The organism is Methylomonas sp. LWB (assembly GCF_001856095.1).
Taxonomy (GTDB): Bacteria; Pseudomonadota; Gammaproteobacteria; order Methylococcales; family Methylomonadaceae; genus Methylomonas; species Methylomonas koyamae_A.
On the sequence record NZ_MKMC01000023.1, the window covers coordinates 195,341 to 217,793 of the forward strand.

The following is a 22,453-nucleotide window of genomic DNA, read 5'->3' on the forward strand; positions in this document are numbered from 1 at the left end:
GTAAGCGCTAACTAATTCGCATTTTTTTCACTATGCTTGCTATGTTGTTAGGGATTTTCTAAGTTTTTGCGGACGTGGACGGACCAAGCATTTGTCAATCTCGCTGGTAAAGTAATGGCTATGAGAAAAATAATCGCCGGTTTTCTGTTGGCAGGGGGGCTGGCGGTTGAAGCCGCAACAGATGGTAAAGATGCGCTGGAATTGAATGTCGAGGATTTGCTCAATGTCGAAGTGACATCGGTATCGAAAAAAGCTCAAGCGCTGAACGATGCCGCCGCCGCGATTTTCGTGATCAGCAACGAAGACATTAAACGGTCCGGCGCCACCAGCATACCGGAGGCTTTGCGGATGGCGCCGGGTCTGGACGTGGCGCGGATCGATGCGAACAAATGGGCGGTCAGCGCGCGCGGCTTCAACGCCCGCTTTGCCAATAAGCTGTTGGTATTGATCGACGGGCGCAACACCTACAGCCGGCTGTTTTCCGGTACCTACTGGGAAAATCAGGATGTGATGATGGAGGATGTCGAGCGTATCGAAGTGATACGCGGACCCGGCGCGACTCTGTGGGGGGCGAACGCGGTCAACGGCGTGATCAACGTCATCACCAAGCACAGTTCTAAAACCCAGGGCGGTTTGGTTGCGGCGGGCGGCGGTACCGAGGAGCAGGGTTTCGGTGCGTTTCGTTACGGCGCGGCGTTGGGCGAGAACACCACCGGTCGAGTCTTCGCCAAGGGCTTCAAGCGCGACCAAAACACCGATGCGCGCGGCAATGGCGCCGGCGACGATTGGGACCGAGTCCAGGGCGGGTTTCGTATCGATTCCCGGCTGACGCTGGCCGACGATTTTAAATTGCAGGGCGATCTCTATCACAGCCATCTGAATCAAACCCTGCTGGTGCCCAGTGTCGTTCCTCCCTATGGCGACCTGGGTCGCGACAAGGCCGAAGCCTACGGCGGTAACGTTTTGGGCCGCTGGCAGCACACGTTTTCCACCCAGTCCGATCTGTCGTTGCAGTTGTTTTACGATTACTACCGGCGTAACGAAAGTTGGATGTCCGAAGGCCGCGATACGCTGGATTTGGATTTCCAGCACCGCCTCAACGTCTTCGACAAGCATGAGTTGATCTGGGGCTTGGGTTATCAACTCACCGCCGACAGGCTCGGTTCCAGCGTAATTTTCAATATGTCGCCGGCCCACCGAAAAAATCAACTCTATAGCGCTTTCGTCCAGGACGAGATGGAACTGATCGATCAAACCCTGTGGTTTACGCTGGGTTGCAAATTCGAGCACAATGATTTTACCGGCTTCGAAGGTCAGCCGACCGCGCGCCTGATGTGGGCGCCCGACTTGAATCATCGGTTTTGGGCGGCCATGTCGCGAGCGGTGCGTACGCCCTCTCGGGGCGAAGCGAATATGCGCTTGACGACTACCGTGGCACCGCCGACCGCACCTTTCTTCGTGCCGGTGGACTTGACGCTGCAAGGTAACCGAAATCAGCTTAGCGAGGATGTACTCGCCTACGAGATTGGCTACCGAACGACGATGATTAAGTCGTTGTCGGTGGATGTGACGGCGTTTTATAACGACTACGCCCATTTACGCGACGCCGTGCAAGGCATGCCTTATTTCGATCCGTTGCGCGGCGTCGTAGTCCAACCCTTGCTGTTCAGCAACAATATAAAAGCCAAGACTTACGGTGTCGAGTTGGCGATGGTCTGGCAAATGTTGGATTGGTGGCGCTGGGACGCCAATTACAGTGTGTTGAAAACCGAATTGCCGTCGGCGGCAACGGCGGTGATCGGTGTGAGTCCGCAACAGCGGGTCAATCTGCGCAGCGCAATCAACGTTATCCCGGAGCTGGACTTCGATGTCTGGTTTCGCTACGTCGATACCAATGCCTCCGCGACGTCCGGCGGCGACCGCTATATTCGCGACTACGTGACCATGGACGCCCGGTTGGCTTGGCGGCCGGCGGCCGGATTGGAAGTTTCGCTGGTCGGACAAAACTTGTTAACGAGCAGTCATTTGGAATATGTACAGGAGAATTTGGTGGTCCCGACGCTGATCGATCGCGGTATGTACGGCAAAATCAGTTGGAGTTTTTAAAATGCGTCACGTGGCCAATATCCCCGCGTTTGAATATTTTAAACCGATTTTTGGACGCCGATTTTAAGCGCGATATGTCGAATATCACTAGAACTTGTGCAATCGCCGTGATGCTGGGCTATCTGCGTATCGCGTCCGGGGAGCCGGTTGCGTTCGAACAATATGCGGTGTTGGCGGCATTGACATTGAATTTCGCTCGTTTTACGCAATGGCCCGATCAGGCCTTCACGGATTCCGATAATCAATTGAAAGTCTGCCTGGTTGGCGATAATGTGTTATTGCAATCTTTCGATTCCATAAACGGTAAAGCGGTCGGGAATAAAGCGATTAAGACGTTAAATTCCGAGAAATTGAGGAATCTAAACCAGTGTCATATTTTGTTTATTAGCGAGATTTCCAACAGTCTACTTTCTCAAGTATTTTTGGATATTCAAAACAGGCGGATTCTGACGATTGGAGAGAGCCTGGATTTCGTCAATGCCGGCGGAATGGTGGCGATGCTGAACGTCGACGGTAAAATACAATTGTACGTCAATAATCACGCCGTCAAGGCCGCCGGACTGGCGATCAGCTCCAATCTGCTGCGCTTGGCGAAGATAGTCGGCGAAAATTAAACAGGGCGACAGCATGTTCAAATGGTTTAACAATGCGCCGATCAAACTGAAATTAGTGTCGATCTTGACGGCGATCGCTATGATGACCTTATTTTTAGCGACATCGGTCATCGTAATTAACGAATATTTTGCCAGAAAAATTGAAACGGAACAGCAATTGGTATTAATCGCCAATATTGTCGCTTCGAATATTTCCGCGTCCTTGGTGTTCGACGATGCCGTGACCGCCAACGAAATGCTCAAGAGCTTGAAAACCCGCGACAGTATTCTAAATGCCGAGTTATATAATAGAAGCGGCAAATTATTTGCCGATTATCACTCCGAGAAAAATCCAGCCAGCCATTGGAATTTCGACCAGGCTTACGCGGTTTTGCGAGAAGCCGGACCCGCCGATAAATCCGTTCATCCGTTCAAAATCTTGATGACGCTTTTTTCCGAGTGGTACGACAGTCTGTTTCATTATTTTAGTGTCGCCGATGTTGGCGGAAAATATGTCGTCGAATATGACGCGGAGAATAATCTGCATTTTGTCAGGCCAATTTATTTGGACGGCGACATGATAGGCGTATTGCATCTGGTGGACGATCAGAGCGGGTTTTACGCCATATTGAAAAGTTTTTATTTGATTATTGGGCTGATCGTGGTGTTCACGATGTTGTGGATCGCCATGCTGACGTCCAAGCTGCAACATATTTTCTTGGCGCCGTTATTGAATTTGATGCAAGCGATGAAATCGGTGGGCAGCGAAAAAGCCTTTTACCATCGCATAGAAAAAACCAGTACCGACGAATTCGGCGATTTAGCCGAGGTGTACAACGCGATGCTGAGCGAAATTCAGGTACGCGACCAGCGTCTGGAAAGGCACCGGAATGAATTGGAACGTCAGGTCGCCGAGCGCACCGCCCAGCTCGCCGAAAAAAACGAGGAACTGGAACGAACCGTGGTTGAAACCGTCGCCTCCAAGGAACTGGCGGAGCAGGCGAGTCTAGCCAAGTCGCAATTTCTGGCGACGATGAGTCACGAGATCCGGACGCCGATGAACGGCGTGTTGGGGATGATGGAACTGTTGCAGTCTTCCGGACTGGACGCCAGGCAAGTCCGATTCGCGGAAACCGCTTACCGTTCGGCCAACTCGCTACTCGGTATCATCAATAACATATTGGATTTTTCCAAAATCGAAGCCGGTAAGATGCAATTGATCGTTCAGGAGTTCGATTTGCGGCGCTTGTTGGAAGATACCCTGGAATTGTTGGCCGAACCGGCGCATCGCAAGGGCATCGAGTTGATCCTGAACATTCCGCACGATTTTAACTACGTGATTCAGGCCGATGCCGAGCGCTTGCGCCAAGTCCTGATCAACTTGCTGGGCAATGCGATCAAATTTACCGAGCGCGGCGAGGTGCAACTGAAAGTCTCGACGCTGGCGGTGGTCGCCGGAACCGATACGATCGAATTGTTGTTCGAGGTCGTCGATACCGGGATCGGTATCCCGGACGACCGCCAAGCCAAAATCTTCGACAGCTTCACCCAATCCGACGGCAGCATCACCCGTCGCTACGGCGGTACGGGCTTGGGCTTGACGATATCCAAGCAACTGGTGGAATTAATGGGCGGCAAGTTGGCCGTGGACAGCCGGGTCGAGCGCGGGTCCCGATTTTATTTTTCGTTGCGCTTGGGTTTGGGGATACAGTCCGGCATCGATCGCGCCGAAAGCCATGAACTGTCCGGCGTCAACATTTTGGTGGTCGACGACAATCCGACCAATCGGGAGATTTTGTTGGACCAATTGACGCTGTGGGGCGCCAACGTCACGACCGTCGATAGCGGACCCAGGGCCTTGAAGCTGTTGACCGATGTCTCGGCCAATCCCCATCAGGCTTTCCGGATTGTGTTGCTGGATTGGCATTTACCGATCATGGACGGTTTAAGCTTGGCGAAAACGATTCAAAACGACACTCGAATTGTCAAACCCGCGTTGGTGATGCTGAGCTCGGAAAGCATATCGTTGCAAGCCGACAAACTTCAGGATTACGGCATCAGTTTTTATTTGAACAAGCCGGTATTTCAACGCAAGTTGCACCAGTGTCTGTTGGAAATTCTGGCCAACAAACCTGTCGCGGCCATGCCGTCTGCCGCAGCGGAGGCCGAAAAACTGTCCGGCACGGTGCTGGTGGCGGAAGATAATCCGGTCAATCAGGAAGTCGTCAAAAGTTTCTTGGTGGGCATGGGCTGCGCTGCCGATGTCGTCGCCGACGGCGCGGCGGCGGTTCAGGCCGCGCGCGACAAACGTTACGACCTGATTTTGATGGATTGCCATATGCCGGTGATGGACGGTTTTGCGGCGGCTGTCGTGATTCGCGCCGAAGAATGCGCGGCGGGACGCGCGCGTACGCCGATCGTTGCATTAACCGCCGACGTCCAAAAAGGCGTGCCCGAACAATGTCAGGCCGCCGGCATGGATGCCTATCTCAGCAAACCGTTCCGCCGCGATCAATTGCGCGCCGCGTTGGCTGCTTGGCTTGGCGAGGCGCGGATGCCGCCAGAGACCGCCGCCGCGACTAGGCCGGTAAATTCGCCGGCGGTTATCGATTTGAGCGCGTTGCAAGGCTTGACCGACCCCGACGGTAACGATTTATCGAGCAAAGTGGCGCGAGTTTATTTGGACACCACGCCCAAATTGGCCGAACGGCTTACGCCGCTTGCCGAGACTCGGGATTTCGATGCACTCGCGGATACCGCGCACAGCTTGAAGTCGGCGAGCGCCAACATCGGCGCGGCCGAGCTGGTGGCCGCTTGCGCCGCATTGGAGCGCGCGGCCCGGCAGTCGGATGCCGCCGATCTGCAGGCGTTGGCGGCGACGGTTACCGAGTGTTGGACTGCGGCGATTGACAGTTTAAGGCTGGCGCTGGGAGCGGAATCGGTCGGCGAAGCTCGGTCGTCGGAGTCGGATTTTGCCGACGTAGCGACGGACGGCGAGGTCGCTCGCATCTTGTTGGTGGACGACGATCCGGGTTTTCGGATGGTGACCGGCGCCAAACTGCGGACCGCCGGCTATCGAGTGGCCGAGGCCGATAGCGGCGAGGCGGCTTTGGCATGGTTGGACCGGGAAACGCCCGATTTGGTGATACTGGATGCCATCATGCCGGGCATCGACGGTTTCGGAACTTGTCTGGCCATGCATGCCGTGCCGGCGATGGCCGGCGTCCCGATCATTATGTCCACCGGCTTGGACGACATCGAATCGATCAATCGTGCGTTCAGAGCCGGCGCCGCCGATTTCATCGTTAAACCGATCAATCACGTGGTGCTGATACATCACATCAAATTTTTGTTGCGCGCCAGCCGGACGACAGCCGAGCTGAGGCATAACAAACAGCAACTGTCCGCCGCGCAACGCGTCGCAGGCTTGGGTTACTGGACTTGGGAACCCAGGCTGCGGCGGTTCGGGACCTCCTCTTATCTCGCCGAGTTGTGCCGATTGGAGCCCGACTATTTTCAGGGCAATCTCGATCGCTACATCGATTTGATCGAGACCGATAAACGGCCGACGGTGAGGGCGCTGATCGATGCGGCGGCGGTTGGCGAAGTGGTCGACGACATCGAATACCGCTTACGCGTCGATTTGGAAGAGCCGATCACGGTGCGCCAGCATACCGCGTTGGTCGAGGGCGGACCGAATGCCTACGTTACAGGCACCGTGCAGGACATCAGTAAGCAGAAGGCTTCCGAGCAACTGATTCACCAATTGGCTTATTTCGACGCCTTGACCGGTTTGGCGAGCCGCGTGCATTATCAAAAACGTATCCAGCAAACCATCAAGGCCGCCCAGCGCAGCCAACAACAGTTTGCGTTTCTGTTTCTGGATTTGGACGAATTCAAATACGTTAACGACAGCTTCGGTCACAACGTCGGCGACCAGTTTTTGACGGCGATCGCGCAGCGTATCCAGCGGGTGATGCGCGATGAGGATTTTGTCGCTCGCCTTGGGGGCGACGAATTTTGCGTGATCGCCAACCATATTACCGACGAGTTTCAAGCGATGGAGATTGCCGAACGCTGCCTAGAGGAAATCAATTTGCCGCTGATCCTGGGTAGCCATCACTTAAATCCGCGCGTCAGTATCGGTATAGCTATCTATCCGAAGGACGGCGACAACGAGCACGATTTGATGAAGGCCGCCGACACGGCGATGTATTCCGCGAAAAGCGCAGGTAAACAGCGCTACGCCTATTACCGGCCGGAAATGACCGGGTTGGCGATCAAACGCCTGCAAGACGAACAAATGCTGCGGGAAGCGCTGGAAAACGAGGAGTTTGAATTGTATTACCAACCTCAGGTTAGTATGGTGACCGGCCGGATGATCGGGGTCGAAGCCTTGTTGCGCTGGCGACATCCGCAGCGCGGCTTGCTCGGGCCGGCCGAATTTATCGGGCTATCGGAAACGCTGGGTTTGATTCATAAACTCGGTGGTTGGGTGATCGGCGCGGCGTGCCGCCAGCTCAAGGCTTGGCACGATCTGGGCTTGACACCGCTCACCGTCGCGGTCAACGTCTCGGCCAGCCAGTTTCGCGATCCGCAATTGCTGGAGATTCTGAATGCCGCGTTGAAAGCCTCGGATTTGCCGGCCGAAGCGCTGACGCTGGAAGTCACCGAAAGCGTGATGCAAACCGAAGCGGATATGGCGATTTTCCGTCAATTGAAGGCGATGAACTGCAAGATTGCCATCGACGATTTCGGCACCGGCTACTCGTCGCTGGCGTCGCTCAAGCATATGCCGGTCGATTGTTTGAAGATCGATCGGGTGTTCGTTCAGGATGTACTGAGCAATCCGCAAACCCCAATTTTGTTGGGCACCATCATCGGCATGGCCAACGCGATGGCGTTCAAAATGGTCGCGGAAGGGGTCGAAACCATCGAACAAGCCATGGTGATGAGCGGTTTGGGTTGCCAGATCATCCAGGGGTTTTATTTCAGCCAGCCGTTGCCGGCTAACGACTTGCCGGCGTTGTTCGAGAAGGACTTTCGGCTGGAACAGGCGGAAAACCGGCTGGCTTCTGGAGTGCCCGGCGATGGTCACTGATGCGCCGCCGCTGTGGCGGAGCGGCTTGGAAAGGGTGTTGGTGTTGCCGCATGATGTCCATCATTTGTTGAGGGCATTGGTCGACGACGATTTGGACTACCCGGCGCTGGCCAAGGTATTGGCATATCATCCGACGATCTGCGCCCGTCTGCTGGCCTTGGCGAACTCCGCTTGGGCCAACGGTCACGGCGAAGCGGTGACCTCGATAGAGCGCTGTTGTCTGAAATTGGGCATGAATGTGGTCAGGGCGGTCGGTATCGGCTTGGCGGTAATGAAGCCGTTTTATCCCGGCAAATGTCGGGAATTCGATCTGCGCCGCTATTGGGTGAGCGGCATGTTGACCGGCCAGGCGGCCGCGCAATTGGCAGAACCGCTGGGCGGCCGGCTGGCGCAAACCGTCAGAACAGCGGGGATTTTGCACAACATCGGTATCTTATGCCTGGCCGATACGATGCCCGAGCAAACCCAAGCCGTGTTGGAATATAAGCGGCGCCATCCGGAAATCGCATTGAGTCGATTGCTGCGGCAAGCCTTGGATTGCGATTATTGCGAAGTAGGCGGCTATTTGGCCGAGCATTGGGGATTGGCTCCGGAATTGGTCGCGACTATCGCCCAACACGGCGAGCCCGAATATCGTGGCTGTCACTGGCAGTCGGCCCAAACGGTACACGCCGCCGCCCGCATGGCTTGCCGGGCCGGCAAGGACGAGGAATGGCCGCCGGCGAGCGGCTTGAGCGAGATCGGTATTAGTGCCGAACGGCAGGCGGAAGTGTATCGGCGTTTGGGCGAGCAGGCGCCGACGGTTCGGGAGTTGGCGGCAACCTTGTTTCATTAACCGCCATCGAGGCGTTCCGGATGGCGGCGGCATTGGGTTCCTTGGCGGCCCGACACCCCCCGGTCAGCGTCGCCATTTGGCGCTGAAGTCGCGTAACATCGGTAGTAAGCGGTTCGCCAGCCAGCCGCGCATACGGCTGGCGCCGGCGCGGCAGGCGTTTCTGTAGCGTTCGGCCAAACCCGGCCAATCGATCGCGCGGTCCGCCAACCAGCCGCGCCGGTACGACCAATGCAATAGGCCGCTGATGTAGAGCAGGGCGGGGGTCAGGCCGGTCAGGAACCATAGAAACCGGCCGGTCGCGCCGAACGCTTCCCCGGTATGCAGCGGCCACAGCCAAGTCGTGAAACGCTGGCCCGCCGAGAACCGGTGCGGGTTGCGCACGTCGCGGATCTGCCCGCTCCAACGGTCTACCCAGACCGTCGTGAACGGATGATGTTGGTTGATTTCGTCGCGCTGGCGCAGATTGATCCGGTAGGTGCCTAGTTCGCCGACCGGGGTCGTCACCCGCCGCACTTCGGATTTTGGAAACGGTCCGCGCGCCACCAGCACGGCTTCGGCTAAGTTAACCGGCCTGTTGTTCGGTACGCCGGTGCTGCGTACCGCCGGACCGTCGTCGCCGTGGCCCATGCCGTCGGCGGCGGTAATGGTTTCCAGCAGACGAGGGTAGGCGAGGTGAAAACCGGTAAACGCCAGTATCAGCAAGCCGCAGGCACTGATCAGTCCCAGCCAGCGGTGTAAATCGAAGGCCAGTTTGACCAGACTGGCGTGGCGCAATCGGAATACCTCGCCGAGTCGGTCGCGGCCAGGCCACCATAAACCCAAGCCACTGATGACCGACAGCATCAATAGTCCGCCCAGCCACGCGACAACAGTGCGACCGGTGGCGGCCAAGCGCAGATCGGTGTGCAAGTCCATGATCCAGGTGGTCAGGGTTTGTCCCCAGAAGCGTCGGTCCAGAACTTGGCCGGTGTAAGGGTCCAGCGAGACCATCAACGGAGCGTAGAATTGCTCGTAACTTTCCTTAGGTTTCTCGAACCAAGCGGTGATCGGACCATCCGCCGCGCGCGGCATTTCCAGGGTCCAGGCGCCGTGGCGATTGGGTTCGGCGGCGCGTAGCATGGCGTACAGTTTATCGATAGGCAGTACTTCCGCGCCTTCGGCTACCGTGACGCGCAGTTGCGGGTTCAGTAGGCCGTCGAGTTCCTCTCGATATACGCTGAGACTGCCGGTCAAGCCCAGCAGCGCGAACAGTAGTCCGGCCGTCAGCGCCAGCCAGACGTGGCAGTTGACCCAAATCCGGCGTGCGGCGAATCGGAAACGGGGACGAACGATGATCGGGTATTGCAATTCGGACATGGCGACGAGAGCAAAAAAGGTAACCTGCTATTTTGCCGGAATCGCCGGACCGGGGCCAGTCCGACCCTTGCCGCGAATTTTTAGCTAGACTCGGGCGCCAGAGGTAATATGCAGGCGATACCAAGACCGCGTTCCGGGCATGCGCTCATTTCAAGCGCGGTCGCTTGTGTTGGATATCAGCCGCGCCGCGGAAGCCTTGGCGCTTGGGCCCGGTTTTGAACTCATGGCGCGATTTCCACCTTCGAATTGGTTATTAATGGACACTCGATGAACGACACTGCCGTACACCGCGCGGTACAGACCTTATACCGCGACGAATCGCGCCGGATTTTGGCGACCTTGATCCGGCTGCTTGGCGACTTCGACCTCGCCGAGGAAGCCTTGCACGATGCGTTTCGCGCCGCGTTGGAACAATGGCCCGGCGATGGCGTGCCGGCCAATCCCAAGGCTTGGTTGGTGTCGGCCGGTCGATTCAAGGCCATAGACCGGTTGCGCAGGCAATCCCGCTTCGAGCAAAGGGAGGATGTCGAAGCGTTGGCCGATCCGCTGGGGGAGGTCACGCCGGACGATACCGAAGATTGGCCGGACGACAGTTTGAAGCTGATTTTTACCTGCTGCCATCCGGCGCTGGCGCCGGAAGCGCATCTGGCCCTGACTTTGCGGGAAGTTTGCGGTTTGACGACCGAAGCGATCGCGGCGGCATTCTTGACGCCGGTTCCGACGTTGGCGCAACGGATCGTTCGCGCCAAGGCCAAGATTCGCGAGGCCAAGATTCCGTATCGGGTGCCGCCCGCCGAAGAGTTGCCGGATCGTTTGGCCTCGGTGTTGCGGGTGGTCTATCTGGTCTTCAACGAAGGTTATTCGGCGTCGTCGGGTGCCAGCCTGACCCGGCCAGACTTGGCCGGCGAAGCCTTGCGCTTGGGTCGGCTACTGGCTGAGCTGTTGCCGGAGCCGGAAGTGTACGGCCTGTTGGCGCTGATGCTGTTGCACGAGGCGCGGCGCATGTCCAGAACCTCGGCCGACGGGGAGCTGATATTACTGGCCGATCAGGACCGCTCGTTGTGGCATCGGGAGCAAATTGCCGAAGGCCGACGTTGGGTGGAGGCTGCCTTGCGCGGTGGACGGCCCGGCGCCTACGCTCTGCAAGCGGCGATCGCCGCGTTGCACGCCGAAGCCGAGCACGCGGAAGCCACCGATTGGCCGCAAATCGTCGCGTTGTACGTGCTGTTGCTGCGGGTGCAGCCGTCGCCGGTGGTCGAATTGAATTTCGCCGTCGCGCTGGCGATGCGCGACGGTCCGGCCGCCGGTCTGGCCGTGATCGACGCCATCTTGGCGCGCGGCGAATTGGCGGACTACCATTTAATCCACGCCGCCCGCGGCGACTTATACCGGCGCCTGGGGGACGCCGCCGACGCGGTTGCCGCCTACCGGCGCGCGCTTGATCTGGCCAAACAGGAGCCCGAGCGCCGGTTTTTACAGCGGCGGTTAGCCGAATTGGCGGGCTGAAAATTTTTGGCGGCGATGTCGAATCGGACTGTCGTCAATCGACTAGCCAACATCCGAAACCCAATGCAGGGAGAAACCGATGAAATACCTTTGCCTGATTTGTGCCGAAAAGGTCATGGAGGACATGGAGCCGACCGCCGCCGACCGCCATTTTGAAGAGTATGCCGAGTTTACCGAAGCCATTCGCGCCAGCGGCCATTACTTGGCTTGCAACCGATTGTTGCCGGCCAGCGCGGCGGTAACGGTGCGGGTCCGCGACGCCAAAGTGACCACGACGGATGGACCGTTTGCCGAAACCAAGGAGCAACTGGGCGGCTATTATTTAATCGAGGCCACCGATTTCAACGAGGCGATCAGGATCGCCGCCGGAATTCCCGGCGCGCGCTTCGGTTGCGTCGAAGTCCGGCCGGTCGCCGAGGATAGTCAAACCTTAACCGCGTTGGGCTTGCGTTAAATCCACGGTATTCGAGGGTTTTTATGGTTTGGCGAGAATGCCGGACGGCGCCGGCGGGACGCAGCCATCGTCAGGCAACGCGCCGTCCGTTATCTTTCGAACTCATGGTTTTGCGGTGAGCCCCCGGAAAGGCGGAGCCTTGTTATTTGGAGACCTTATGAAATACTTGCTATTGATCTATTTTGCCGAGCAGACGCTGGCCGAGGACGATCGTCAGGCCTGTTACCGGGAATCCTTGCAATTGGCGCGCGATTTGGCCGAGCGCGGCCAATATCTGGCGGCCAGTCCGCTGCAACCCACCGTGTTGGCGACCAGCGTGCGGGTGCGCGACGGGCAGTGTTTGGTGACCGACGGCCCGTTTGCCGAAACCCGCGAGCAACTGGGCGGCTACTACTTGGTGGAGACCGCCGATCTGGATCAGGCGATCGCCATCGCCGCGCGTATCCCGATGGCGCGCAAGGGCACGGTCGAAGTCAGACCCTTGATCGAATTGCCGGGACTGCCGGCGGACGATCGGGCCTAGCGTGACGAGACCTCGCACCGCTACCGCGAATGCGTGGGCGTAGCCGATGGCGGCTGCGGTATTGGTGGCGCTGGCCGGCATCGTTTGGGTGCAACAATGGCAGCGGCTGCCGCAGGGCTGGGAATGGCCGGCGCTGACGGCTTTATTATTGCTGTGCGCGTGTCGCCGTCAGATCGGCTTGGCCGCGCTATTGGCCGGCGCGCTGTGGGCGGCCGGTTTCGGGGCCTGGCGGTTGGCGCAGCAATTGCCCGAGGAGTTGCAGAATCAAGCGGTTGAAGTCGAAGGTTACATCGCCGGCATGCCCAAGCACATGGACAACCGTATCGGCTTCGACTTCGCGGTCACCCGTCCGGCCGGCGATTTTCCAAGCAAACTGCGATTGAACTGGTATCGAACCACGGCGGATGTGGCGGCGGGGCAGAGCTGGCGTTTGACCGTCAAGTTGCGCCAGCCGCACGGCCGCTTGAATCCGGGCGGTTTCGATTACGAAGCTTGGTTGTTTGCCAATCGCATCGGTGCCACCGGCTATGTGCGCGACGAGCCGGCGCCGTCGCGCTTGGCCGACGATGGGCGCGTGGGCGCGGTCTTGGCGCGCGCCAGACAAAGTATTTCGGCAAGATTGGATTTGGCCTTGCCTGGCAGTGCTAACCTCGGTTTGATCAAGGCGCTAACGATAGGCAGCCAGGATGGCATCAGTCAGGCGCAGTGGCAGGTGTTTCGTAAAACCGGCACCGTGCATTTGATCGTGATTTCCGGGTCGCACATCAGTTTGGTGGCGGGCTTGGTATTTCTCGTCGTACGGCGAGCCTGGGCCTGGACCGGCAATCCGCGTTGGTCGCCGCAACGGGTGGCCGCGCTGACGGCCTGGCTGGCGGCGGCTTTTTATGCCGGATTGGCCGGCTATTCGGTTCCGACGCTGCGTGCGGTCGTGATGCTGGCCGTGGCGTTCGCGGCCTTGAGTTGGCAGCGTCACGTCGGGGCCTGGCGCATCCTGTTGCTGGCCTTGCTGGCGGTGTTGATCGTCGATCCGCTGGCGGTGCAAGCGGTCGGCTTTTGGTTGTCGTTCGCGGCGGTCGGACTGTTGATTTACGTTTCCGCCGGCCGGCTCGGCCGGCCGGGCTATTGGCGCGAGGCGGCGTTGGCGCAATGGGCGACCGCGGCCGGGTTGGCGCCGCTGCTGATACTGTTTTTTCAGCAAGTATCGCTGATTTCGCCGCTGGCCAACTGGCTGGCGGTGCCGGCGATCGGCATCGTCGTGGTGCCGTTGGCCTTGGCTGCTGTGGCCTTGCTGTTCGTTTGGCCAATGTTCGCGCAATTTTTGTTGCAACTGGCGGATTGGATACTGCAAAGCCTATGGTGGACCTTGCAAGCCCTGGCGGAATTGCCGCTGTCTAACGCGACTTTACCGGAACCGGCTTGGCCGGCCTTATTGGCGGCCGGCATCGGCAGCGTCCTGTTGCTGGCACCGCGCGGGTTTCCCGGTCGTTATTTGGGCGTCTGGCTGTTGTTGCCGGTGTTGGTCGCGGACGTGGCCAGACCGCCGCCCGGCGAGGCCCGGCTGGCGCTGTTGGATGTCGGTCAGGGTTTGGCGGCGGTCGTCGAAACCGCCGAGCATCGCTTGCTGTTCGACACCGGTGCCCGTTATTCCGAAGACTCCGACATGGGCGACTCGGTGATTTTGCCTTATTTGCGTTCGCGGGGTATACGCCGGCTGGACGGCTTGATCGTCAGTCACGACGATATCGACCACAGCGGCGGCGCGGAATCGGTACTGGCCGAGGTTGCGGCGGACCAAGTATTCAGCAGCGTGCCGGCCTGGGCCGAGCGGCCGGAAGGCCGATATTGCCGGGCCGGCCAGACTTGGAATTGGGACGGCGTCGAATTCCGGATGTTGGCGCCGTCCGACCCCAGCTTGCCGGGCGACAACGACAATTCCTGCGTGCTACAAGTCCGTGCCGCCGGTGCCGGTTTGCTATTGACCGCCGACATCGAACAAGCCGGCGAACGCCGCCTGGTTGAGCAATACGGCGATCAACTGGCCAGCACCTTTTTGATCGCGCCGCATCACGGCAGCAAGACCTCGTCGACTCCGGCGTTTCTGGAACAAGTCGCGCCCGCTTGGGTGCTGATTCCGGCCGGGTATTCGAACCGCTTCGGCTTTCCGCATCCGCAAGTATTGGAACGCTATCGCCGGATGGGCGCAAACTGGGCGAATACCGCCGAACAAGGCGCGATCATCGTCGACACCGCCGAGATGCCGGTCGCGATCCACGGCGAACGTTGCCGGCATCGTCGTTATTGGATGGCGGACGACGCCTGTCCGGCGGCGGATGCCGGCCGATAACACTTAACGGCGCCGGAATTTCTGCCTATACTCTCGAAATTATTCGTGGGAGCTTATGCATGGAAATTGAAAAACGCAGTCATCGGCGGTTTTGCCCCGAGGGCTTGGCGGCGCACATCATCATCGACCCGCCGCCGCCCGGCGGCGAAATCGTCATCGACGGCTTAGTCGTGGACATGAGTTACAGCGGCATCAAAATCCGTTTGAAAGAACCGTTGGCTCAAACTGTCGAGGAAGCCGAGCTGAGGATTTCCATCGTGTTGCCCGAGTCGAAAGTGCCGGTGTCGATACACGGCATGATCAAGCATTTACGCGACGAACATCAGGAATGCGGCTTGCAATACGACTGCGAGCGGCATGCCGAACACGATCTGGACGACTTGATGTTCGAGTGCGTGAAATTCGCGCCGCCGGCCGACGAAGATTGAGGATGGCGGGGACCACCTCGGCCGGCATGCTCCGGCGAATCTGGGAAGCGTTGAACGGCGAAACCGCCTACCGCCGCTACTTGCAACACTGGCAAACCCACCATGCCGATCGCGAATCCGCGCCGCTGAGCCGCAAGGCTTTCTTCGCCGCCGAAACCCGCCGTAAATGGAACGGCGTCAAGCGCTGCTGCTAGTAAGCTATTTTTGGCAATCGCCTTTACAGGCGGAGACGACAATAGAAGCGATGCAGTACATTTGTACTGGCACAAATGCGTCATTGTTTGTTGCCGGAAATACGCTCAACATGATGTTCAACAAAAGCCGCCAGCTTAGGGCGGCTTCGCAGCCTTTTTCGGTCCGCGGCCGCCTAGTCCGCCCGCGCCGCATCGTCGCACTAGATTAAGCATCCACGGGGTGGTAATCCGGTTCCAGTAGCGTTTTAAAGGAGCACGTCATGCCTGTAGCACTTTCTTATCCCGGCGTTTACATCGAAGAGGTCCCCAGCGGCGTTCGCACGATTACCGGCGTCGCCACCTCGATTACCGCGTTTCTTGGCCGGGCCTTGCGCGGACCGACCGATGAGCCGATCACCGTCAACAGCTTCGGCGATTTCATCCGGGTGTTTGGCGATTTGTCGCCGGATTTTCCGCTGTCCTACGCCGTGCGCGACTTTTATTTGAACGGCGGCCAACAGGCGCTGATCGTCCGCCTGGCGAAAAACGCCACGCAGTCGAAAAACGCCGATCTGAAACTGGAAGCCGCCAGCGTTGGTTTGCGCGGCGACAAGCTCACTTACACGATAGACGCCAAGGGCATTACCGCCGAAGTCGCCGGCCGTTACGGCATTGCGCAGGCGGATTTATTCAATATGACGGTGTACGAAGAACCCGGCAAGGGCCGCGTCGAACGCTTCCTGAATTTGGCTGTCACTGTCGGCGCTGGCGCCCGCCGCCTGGATCGAGTGTTAGCCGCGGAATCCAATTTGATCCGCGTGCAGAAGAAAGCCGACGGCAGCGCCGATCTGGTGGCCGGCCGGCCCACCGACTCGACCGCCGCCGAAGATCCGGCCAACTCGGCGGCGGTGCCGGCCAGCTTTAAAAAATTTACCGGCGGCGGCGATAGTGCGTTGTTGACCGCCGAAGCCGACGTGGTCGGCGACAAAAACAACAAAACCGGCCTGTACGCGCTGGATAAGGCCGATTTGTTCAATTTGCTGTGCATACCGCCCGACACCCGCGAGGGCGATACCTTGAAGGAAGTCTATCAAAAGGGGATGAAATACTGCGCCGACCGGCGCGCCGTGCTGATCGTCGATCCGCCGGCGGCGTGGGGCGCGAATAAGGATACCGCCGCTGCAACGGCTCGCGACGGATTGAGCGGCTTGGGTCTGTCCGGTGTCGAAGCTCGTAACGCAGCGCTGTACTTTCCGCGCGTGATTCAAAGCGATCCCTTGCGCGAAGGCCAGCTCGACGTGTTCGCGCCCAGTGGCATGATTGCCGGCATCATGGCGCGCACCGACACCGCGCGCGGCGTTTGGAAGGCGCCGGCCGGGCTGGATGCCTCGCTGAGCGGTATCCAAGGTTTGCAAGTAAATTTGAATGACGCCGAAAACGGCATGCTCAACCCGTTGGGCATCAATTGTTTGAGGGCGTTTCCGGTCAACGGCCGGGTGGTCTGGGGCGCGCGTACCTTGCGCGGTGCCGACCAGTTGGCCGACGAATGGAAATACCTGCCGGTGCGCCGCACCGCGTTGTTCATCGAGGAAAGCCTGTATCGCGGCACGCAATGGGTGGTGTTCGAGCCCAACGACGAGCCGCTGTGGGCGCAGATTCGTTTGAACGTCGGCGCCTTCATGCACAACCTGTTTCGCCAGGGCGCTTTTCAGGGCAGTACCCCCAGAGAGGCCTACTTCGTCAAGTGCGATCGGGAAACCACGACGCAAACCGACATCAACTCCGGCATCGTCAATATCGTGGTTGGCTTCGCGCCGTTAAAACCCGCCGAATTTGTGGTCATCAAACTCCAGCAGATGGCTGGTCAAATCGAAGTCTAAGGAGAATCCGCCATGGCTCAGTTCAGCGTCAACGCACAACGGTTCGATCCCTATAAAAATTTCAAATTCCGGGTCAAATGGGACGGCAAATACGTCGCCGGCGTTAGCAAGGTCGGCGCGCTCAAACGCACCACCGAAGTGGTCAAGCACCGCGAGGGCGGCGACCCCAGCAGCAGCCGCAAATCGCCGGGCCGCACCGAATACGAGGCCATCAGCCTGGAGCGCGGCGTCACCCACGACAAGGAATTCGAGCAATGGGCCAACAAGGTGTGGAATTTCGGTTCCGGGCTGGGCGCGGAAGTGTCGTTAAAAGACTTTCGCAAGGACATCATCATCGAACTCTACAACGAGTCGGGCCAGCTCGCGGTGGCTTACAAATTGTTTCGCTGCTGGGTGTCCGAATTTCAGGCCCTGCCGGATTTGGATGCCAACGCCAACGCCGTGGCGATCCAGCACATCAAGCTGGAAAACGAAGGCTGGGAACGCGATTACGAAGTTGCCGAGCCGGCCGAGGAAACCTTTACCGAGCCGCAATAGCCATGAGCGCGGGCATCGCCTCGACCTTGCTGGCCGCCTGGGAGCGCTGTCTGCTGCAGACCGATACCGAACGCGCACTGACATTGCTGGTCATGTTGGATACCGAACTCAGCGAAACCACGTTGAGAAGCCTGCCGCTCGGGCAACGCAACGGCCGGCTGTTGGCCTTGCGCGAACGCTTGTTCGGCCCGCGAATGGCCAGCTTGGCGGCCTGCCCTAACTGCGCGGAGACGCTGGAACTGAATTTGAATGTCGCCGATCTGCAATTGCCGCCGCCGGCCGAGGCGCCGTTGCTGCTGGTGCAAGACGGTTTCCGCATCCAATTGCGTTTACCGGATAGCCGCGATTTATTGCATATTCAAACATTGGCTGACGTCGATGCCGCCCGACGGACTTTGTTCGCCCGCTGCTGCGTTGAAGTGTTAGCCAGTGGCGAGCCGGTTGCCCCGGAAACCGTCCCGGAAGCCTTGATCGCTTCGGCTGAAGCTTTACTGGCCGCCGCCGATCCGCAAGCCGACATCCGCCTGGATTTAAATTGCCCGAGTTGCCGGCATGTCTGGCTGGCGACTTTCGATATTGCCGGATTTCTGTGGCGGGAAATTCAGGCCTGGGCGCAACGCTTATTCAACGACGTGCATTTGCTGGCCCGCGCTTACGGGTGGAGCGAAGCGGACATCCTGGCGATGAGTCCGTTGCGCAGGCAATGCTATCTGGAACGGGTGCGGCAATGAACGGTTTTCTGGGACAACTCGCGGCGCTGACGCTGCATCGAATAGAAGCCTTGCCACCGCGTCTGCCGGGACGTTTCGAGGCAGATTCAAGCGAACCGTTCGCAGCGGACCCGTTCGATCCGCCGACCGAACCCTTGCCGCCCACCCCAACCCTGGGACCGGCTATCCGCGAGCCTATACCAACCTCCCCAAAGACTACCGTCATGCGCGATGACGCAGCCGGACAAGGGGTGACGAATCTCGATCCACCGTTCGCCCAGCAGGCGCAAACGCCTGCCGAACAGCCAGCGCTGCAGCCGTTGTTGACGCCCGTTCCGCCGGCAATTCCGCCCTTGTCCAGCCGCCGCGAAATACCGGTCGAGCCTCGGACACCTATCAGCTCCGAGGCGGTCGCACCGGCGGTCGAGCGGGAGATGACTCGTGTCGAGGAACGCGTCACGATGCTGACCGAGCGCGAGCGTGTGTTCGGTCCGGATGCAATACCGGTCATCGCAACCGCCAACCGGCAACGCCAGCCGGAATCCGAACCGCTTAAACCGATGAATCCGCTCGTGGCCGAGCTTAAACCCATCGTCCCGGCATTGACCGGTTTCAAGGACGCCGTAGCGCGGCAACCCGTCGATGTCCGGCCGGAGCCCACGCCAATGCCGACGATACAGGTTACGATAGGCCGCATCGAAATCCGCGCTACCCAAACCAGCGAAAAATCCGCCGCCAAGCCGCGCCCGGCTCAGGCGACGATGAGTCTGGACGATTATCTGAAGCAGCGCGACGGAGGCCGGCGATGAGCAATTCACTGGCTGTCGCCACGGTAACGGCCGCGTTGGCGACGCTGATTCAAAATGCCGCGCAACAGGCCGTCAGCGGCGCCGAAGTGGTGCTTGGCAGGCCGCAAACCGCGCCGCCGGCCAATGCCTTGCGCTGGGTGCAACTGTGTTTGTATCAGGTCACGCCGAATCCGGCTTTGCGTAACGCCGATCTACCGACCCGCGATCCTAGCGGACGGATTAGCCAGCGCCCGCAAATCGCCCTGGATTTACATTATTTATTGGCGTTTTACGGCGACGAAACCGCCTTCGAAGCGCAGCGCATGCTGGGCGCGGTGGCCCGCGACCTGCATGCGCATCCGGTCTTGACCCGCCAAGCCGTCCACAATGCCGCTCTCAGTCATGCCCCGCTGAACGACTCCAACCTGGACCAGGCGCCGGAATTGGTTCGGCTGACACCGTTGCCGTTGAACCTCGACGAATTGTCCAAGTTATGGTCGGTGTTCTTCCAAACGCCCTACGCCTTGTCTATTGCCTACCGGGCCAGCGTCGTGCTGATCGAATCGGACGACGCGGTCAATCCGGCGCCGCCGGTGTTGCAACGCGGCCGGGATGACCGTGGTGTCGAGACGCTGCTGGGCCGGTTTCCGCGCTTGGAAACAATCCGGATTGGCTTCGCCGACAACCGCGATGTGCCGCTGCCGTCCTTGCCTAATGCCTGGCCTGGCCTGGTTTTGACCTTCGGCGGGCAGGACTTGCAAGGCGACAGCGTAACGCTGCGCTTTCAGCATCCGCGTCTGGGCAGCCGCGACGTGGCGATCCCGGAAGCGGACCGCGATGCCACCAGTCTACGCTTTATCTTGCCCGACGATGCGGCGGCGCAAACCGACTGGGCGGCAGGCCTTTACGAAGTCGCCGCCATCGTCAGCCGCGACGGCACGGAACGCATCACCAACCGCTTGAGTCTGCCGCTGGCGATCCGCGTCGACAGCATCTTGCCGGCCAATCCGGTGGCTCGCATGGTCGGCGACGCCACGCTGACGATGGCCGCGACGCCGCAAGTCTTGACCGACCAAGCGCCGTTGTTGCTGTTGGGCGACCGCGAAGTCGCCGCGCAAGCGCGCATCAATCCCAGCGATCCGCTGGTGTTCGTCATCGAAAACGCCGCGCCGCTCAGTTTGCAACCGGTGTATATCCGCGTCGACGGTGTCGACAGCTTGCCGTTCGCGTTTTTGGATCATCCGCCGCGCTATGCCTTCGCCGACAGCCAACGGGTGACCATCGTATGAACGAGCATCAACGCTGGCTGCAAGCCAATAACGATTATCTGGCCGATGCGATCGCCTGGTTGCACCAACTTTTGGAGCGGCAAATCGCGGAACTGACGCATGCCGCGCCGGCGGCCAAGCGCGGCTGGTTCAAATGCCGGGAGCCTGAAACGGAGCAAGGCTTCGACGACGCCGACACCGCGATCCGTATGCTTGGTAAAAAACTGGCGGCCGCCGAAAGCGCCGATCCGCCGCCGGCTTTGATTATCCTGAGCCGCCAGCTTGGCCTGGATCGCTTCGAGCAACAAATTTTGCTGCTGTGCGCGGCGATCGAGCTGGACGGCAAAACCGCCGCCTTGTGCGCGAAGGCCCAAGACAATCCGTATAAACCGTATCCGACCTTCGCGTTGGCACTGCGTCTGTTCGAGCAACCCAACTGGCAAGCCTTGTCCGCCGACCGGCCTCTGCGTTACTGGCGTTTGCTGGAAATCAACCAACCGGGCGCCGAGCCGCTGACCACCAGCGCGTTGCGGGCCGACGAGCGCATTGTCAATTTTCTGGTCGAGCCCAAACACAATATCGACGACCGCTTGTTGCCATACATGGCTCCGCTGCTCGGTGCCAGCGATGCCGCCGCGCTGGCGCCGTCGCAACGGCGGGTCGTCGCGGAGATTGCCGCTTACTTGCAAAGCCGGGCCAACGGCCTTAGTCAGCGCGTGTTGGTGCAATTGGCCGGCCCGTCGGCCCGTGCGAAAACGGAAGTGATCAGGCTGGCCTTGGCGGAACTGGGACTCGGCGGTATGGCGATGAGTCTGGAGAGTCTGCCGACTCAGACCGCCGACCTGGAAAACTTGTTGCGGTTGTGGGAGCGCGAGCGCTTGTTGCTGCCGGTGGCTTTGTATCTGGACGCCGGCCATGTCGACGAGCACACCCATGCCGCGTTACTGAGACGTTTGCTGGGCGCCTGCAACGGCGTATTGATTTTGGGTGTCCGCGACCCGCAACCGGAATTCGACGGCTTGATCGTCGAAATCGCCAAGCCCGATGCCGAAGAACAACAAAACGTCTGGCGCGAGGCGCTCGGCGACGATGCCACTGTGTTGGCCGCGCAACTGGCCGGCCAGTTCAGCCTGGAATTGCCCGCGATCCGCGAAATTGCCGATTCGGTGGCCGGCGAGCCGGCGGCTGGCGAACGCCGCGACCGGCTCTGGCAAGCCTGCTTGCGTAAAACCAGCCCCAAGCTGGATCAATTGGCGCGGCGTATCGACGTCAAGGCCACTTGGCCCGACATCGTGTTGCCCAAGGAGCCGCAGGTATTGCTCAAGCATATCGCCGGCCAGATCGAGCGGCGCGGCCTGGTTTATAACGACTGGGGCTTCGTCGATAAAATGAATCGCGGTCTGGGGCTGAGCGTGCTGTTCGCCGGCGAAAGCGGCACCGGCAAAACCATGGCGGCGGAAGTGATCGCCAACGCCTTGCAACTGCATCTGTACCGGATCGACTTGTCGGCGGTAGTCAGCAAATACATTGGCGAAACCGAAAAAAACCTGCGGCGCTTGTTCGATGCCGCCGAGGACGGCGGGGCGATTTTGTTCTTCGACGAAGCCGACGCCTTGTTCGGCAAGCGTAGCGAAGTCAAGGATAGCCACGACCGCTACGCCAATATCGAAATCAATTACTTGCTGCAACGCATGGAAGCCTATCGCGGTCTGGCGATTCTGGCCACCAATATGAAAAGCGCCCTGGATCAGGCTTTCATGCGACGCTTGCGCTTTATCGTCAATTTTCCGTTTCCCGGCGCCGCCGAGCGCGCCGACATGTGGCGTAAGGTGTTCCCGCCGTAAACCCCGC

General features: G+C 59.4%; 17 protein-coding genes. 16 read left to right on the forward strand and 1 reads right to left on the reverse strand.

What is annotated here, in order from left to right:
- Positions 1-120 precede the first annotated feature (120 nt).
- From BJL95_RS11510 to BJL95_RS11525, 4 genes are all read left to right on the forward strand, one after another.
- Complete coding sequence (locus tag BJL95_RS11510) at positions 121-2,106, forward strand: TonB-dependent siderophore receptor (protein WP_071158075.1); 1,986 nt, start codon at positions 121-123, stop codon at positions 2,104-2,106.
- Between the two features lie 74 nt (positions 2,107-2,180).
- Positions 2,181-2,720 carry a YfiR family protein gene (locus BJL95_RS11515; protein WP_139306230.1) on the forward strand — a complete coding sequence of 180 codons (540 nt, stop codon included), beginning with the start codon at positions 2,181-2,183 and terminating at the stop codon, positions 2,718-2,720.
- 13 nt (positions 2,721-2,733) lie between these two features.
- The gene (locus BJL95_RS11520; protein ID WP_071158077.1) at positions 2,734-7,800 is read left to right on the forward strand and encodes an EAL domain-containing protein; all 5,067 of its coding nucleotides are present in this window, start codon (positions 2,734-2,736) and stop codon (positions 7,798-7,800) included.
- Positions 7,790-8,635, forward strand: a complete 846-nt coding sequence (locus BJL95_RS11525; protein ID WP_071158079.1) for an HDOD domain-containing protein — start codon at positions 7,790-7,792, stop codon at positions 8,633-8,635. Before BJL95_RS11520 ends, BJL95_RS11525 begins: the two co-directional genes overlap by 11 nt.
- A 63-nt stretch (positions 8,636-8,698) precedes the next feature.
- On the opposite strand, the gene BJL95_RS11530 is transcribed toward BJL95_RS11525, so the two are convergent.
- Positions 8,699-9,991 carry a PepSY domain-containing protein gene (locus BJL95_RS11530; RefSeq protein WP_071158081.1) on the reverse strand — a complete coding sequence of 431 codons (1,293 nt, stop codon included), beginning with the start codon at positions 9,989-9,991 and terminating at the stop codon, positions 8,699-8,701.
- Between the two features lie 267 nt (positions 9,992-10,258).
- Here BJL95_RS11530 and BJL95_RS11535 point away from each other — a divergent pair, with 267 nt between their 5' ends.
- The 12 genes from BJL95_RS11535 (at position 10,259) to BJL95_RS11590 (ending at position 22,446) form a co-directional block, all read left to right on the forward strand.
- Positions 10,259-11,497, forward strand: coding sequence for an RNA polymerase sigma factor (locus BJL95_RS11535; RefSeq protein WP_071158083.1), 1,239 nt, complete (start codon positions 10,259-10,261; stop codon positions 11,495-11,497).
- Between the two features lie 79 nt (positions 11,498-11,576).
- A complete protein-coding gene (locus BJL95_RS11540) occupies positions 11,577-11,951 on the forward strand; it encodes a YciI family protein (RefSeq protein WP_071158085.1) in 375 nt (124 codons plus the stop codon).
- A 157-nt stretch (positions 11,952-12,108) separates the two neighbouring features.
- Entirely contained in the window at positions 12,109-12,474 is a 366-nt protein-coding gene (locus tag BJL95_RS11545) for a YciI family protein (protein ID WP_071158087.1), read from the forward strand.
- A gap of 46 nt (positions 12,475-12,520) precedes the next feature.
- A complete protein-coding gene (locus BJL95_RS11550; protein ID WP_071158089.1) occupies positions 12,521-14,818 on the forward strand; it encodes a DNA internalization-related competence protein ComEC/Rec2 in 2,298 nt (765 codons plus the stop codon).
- A gap of 59 nt (positions 14,819-14,877) precedes the next feature.
- Positions 14,878-15,246, forward strand: coding sequence for a PilZ domain-containing protein (locus tag BJL95_RS11555; RefSeq protein ID WP_071158091.1), 369 nt, complete (start codon positions 14,878-14,880; stop codon positions 15,244-15,246).
- Positions 15,247-15,248: 2 nt separating this feature from the next.
- The gene (locus BJL95_RS11560) at positions 15,249-15,440 is read left to right on the forward strand and encodes a YbdD/YjiX family protein (RefSeq protein ID WP_071158093.1); all 192 of its coding nucleotides are present in this window, start codon (positions 15,249-15,251) and stop codon (positions 15,438-15,440) included.
- Positions 15,441-15,700: 260 nt separating this feature from the next.
- Entirely contained in the window at positions 15,701-17,299 is a 1,599-nt protein-coding gene (locus BJL95_RS11565) for a phage tail sheath subtilisin-like domain-containing protein (protein WP_071158095.1), read from the forward strand.
- Between the two features lie 12 nt (positions 17,300-17,311).
- Positions 17,312-17,836, forward strand: a complete 525-nt coding sequence (locus tag BJL95_RS11570; RefSeq protein WP_064027807.1) for a phage tail protein — start codon at positions 17,312-17,314, stop codon at positions 17,834-17,836.
- Positions 17,837-17,838: 2 nt separating this feature from the next.
- Complete coding sequence (locus BJL95_RS11575; RefSeq protein WP_071158097.1) at positions 17,839-18,567, forward strand: hypothetical protein; 729 nt, start codon at positions 17,839-17,841, stop codon at positions 18,565-18,567.
- Positions 18,564-19,355 carry a hypothetical protein gene (locus tag BJL95_RS11580; RefSeq protein ID WP_071158099.1) on the forward strand — a complete coding sequence of 264 codons (792 nt, stop codon included), beginning with the start codon at positions 18,564-18,566 and terminating at the stop codon, positions 19,353-19,355. Before BJL95_RS11575 ends, BJL95_RS11580 begins: the two co-directional genes overlap by 4 nt.
- Positions 19,352-20,623 carry a DUF4255 domain-containing protein gene (locus BJL95_RS11585; RefSeq protein ID WP_071158101.1) on the forward strand — a complete coding sequence of 424 codons (1,272 nt, stop codon included), beginning with the start codon at positions 19,352-19,354 and terminating at the stop codon, positions 20,621-20,623. Before BJL95_RS11580 ends, BJL95_RS11585 begins: the two co-directional genes overlap by 4 nt.
- Entirely contained in the window at positions 20,620-22,446 is a 1,827-nt protein-coding gene (locus BJL95_RS11590; protein ID WP_217631682.1) for an ATP-binding protein, read from the forward strand. Before BJL95_RS11585 ends, BJL95_RS11590 begins: the two co-directional genes overlap by 4 nt.
- The last annotated feature ends 7 nt before the right edge of the window (positions 22,447-22,453 follow it).

Bases quoted from the DNA above. Each gene is read 5' to 3' on its own strand.
- BJL95_RS11510 (WP_071158075.1), top strand. From the start codon at position 121: ATGAGAAAAATAATCGCCGGTTTTCTGTTGGCAGGGGGGCTGGCGGTT.
- BJL95_RS11515 (WP_139306230.1), top strand. From the start codon at position 2,181: ATGTCGAATATCACTAGAACTTGTGCAATCGCCGTGATGCTGGGCTAT.
- BJL95_RS11520 (WP_071158077.1), top strand. From the start codon at position 2,734: ATGTTCAAATGGTTTAACAATGCGCCGATCAAACTGAAATTAGTGTCG.
- BJL95_RS11525 (WP_071158079.1), top strand. From the start codon at position 7,790: ATGGTCACTGATGCGCCGCCGCTGTGGCGGAGCGGCTTGGAAAGGGTG.
- BJL95_RS11530 (WP_071158081.1), bottom strand. From the start codon at position 9,991: ATGTCCGAATTGCAATACCCGATCATCGTTCGTCCCCGTTTCCGATTC.
- BJL95_RS11535 (WP_071158083.1), top strand. From the start codon at position 10,259: ATGAACGACACTGCCGTACACCGCGCGGTACAGACCTTATACCGCGAC.
- BJL95_RS11540 (WP_071158085.1), top strand. From the start codon at position 11,577: ATGAAATACCTTTGCCTGATTTGTGCCGAAAAGGTCATGGAGGACATG.
- BJL95_RS11545 (WP_071158087.1), top strand. From the start codon at position 12,109: ATGAAATACTTGCTATTGATCTATTTTGCCGAGCAGACGCTGGCCGAG.
- BJL95_RS11550 (WP_071158089.1), top strand. From the start codon at position 12,521: ATGGCGGCTGCGGTATTGGTGGCGCTGGCCGGCATCGTTTGGGTGCAA.
- BJL95_RS11555 (WP_071158091.1), top strand. From the start codon at position 14,878: ATGGAAATTGAAAAACGCAGTCATCGGCGGTTTTGCCCCGAGGGCTTG.
- BJL95_RS11560 (WP_071158093.1), top strand. From the start codon at position 15,249: ATGGCGGGGACCACCTCGGCCGGCATGCTCCGGCGAATCTGGGAAGCG.
- BJL95_RS11565 (WP_071158095.1), top strand. From the start codon at position 15,701: ATGCCTGTAGCACTTTCTTATCCCGGCGTTTACATCGAAGAGGTCCCC.
- BJL95_RS11570 (WP_064027807.1), top strand. From the start codon at position 17,312: ATGGCTCAGTTCAGCGTCAACGCACAACGGTTCGATCCCTATAAAAAT.
- BJL95_RS11575 (WP_071158097.1), top strand. From the start codon at position 17,839: ATGAGCGCGGGCATCGCCTCGACCTTGCTGGCCGCCTGGGAGCGCTGT.
- BJL95_RS11580 (WP_071158099.1), top strand. From the start codon at position 18,564: ATGAACGGTTTTCTGGGACAACTCGCGGCGCTGACGCTGCATCGAATA.
- BJL95_RS11585 (WP_071158101.1), top strand. From the start codon at position 19,352: ATGAGCAATTCACTGGCTGTCGCCACGGTAACGGCCGCGTTGGCGACG.
- BJL95_RS11590 (WP_217631682.1), top strand. From the start codon at position 20,620: ATGAACGAGCATCAACGCTGGCTGCAAGCCAATAACGATTATCTGGCC.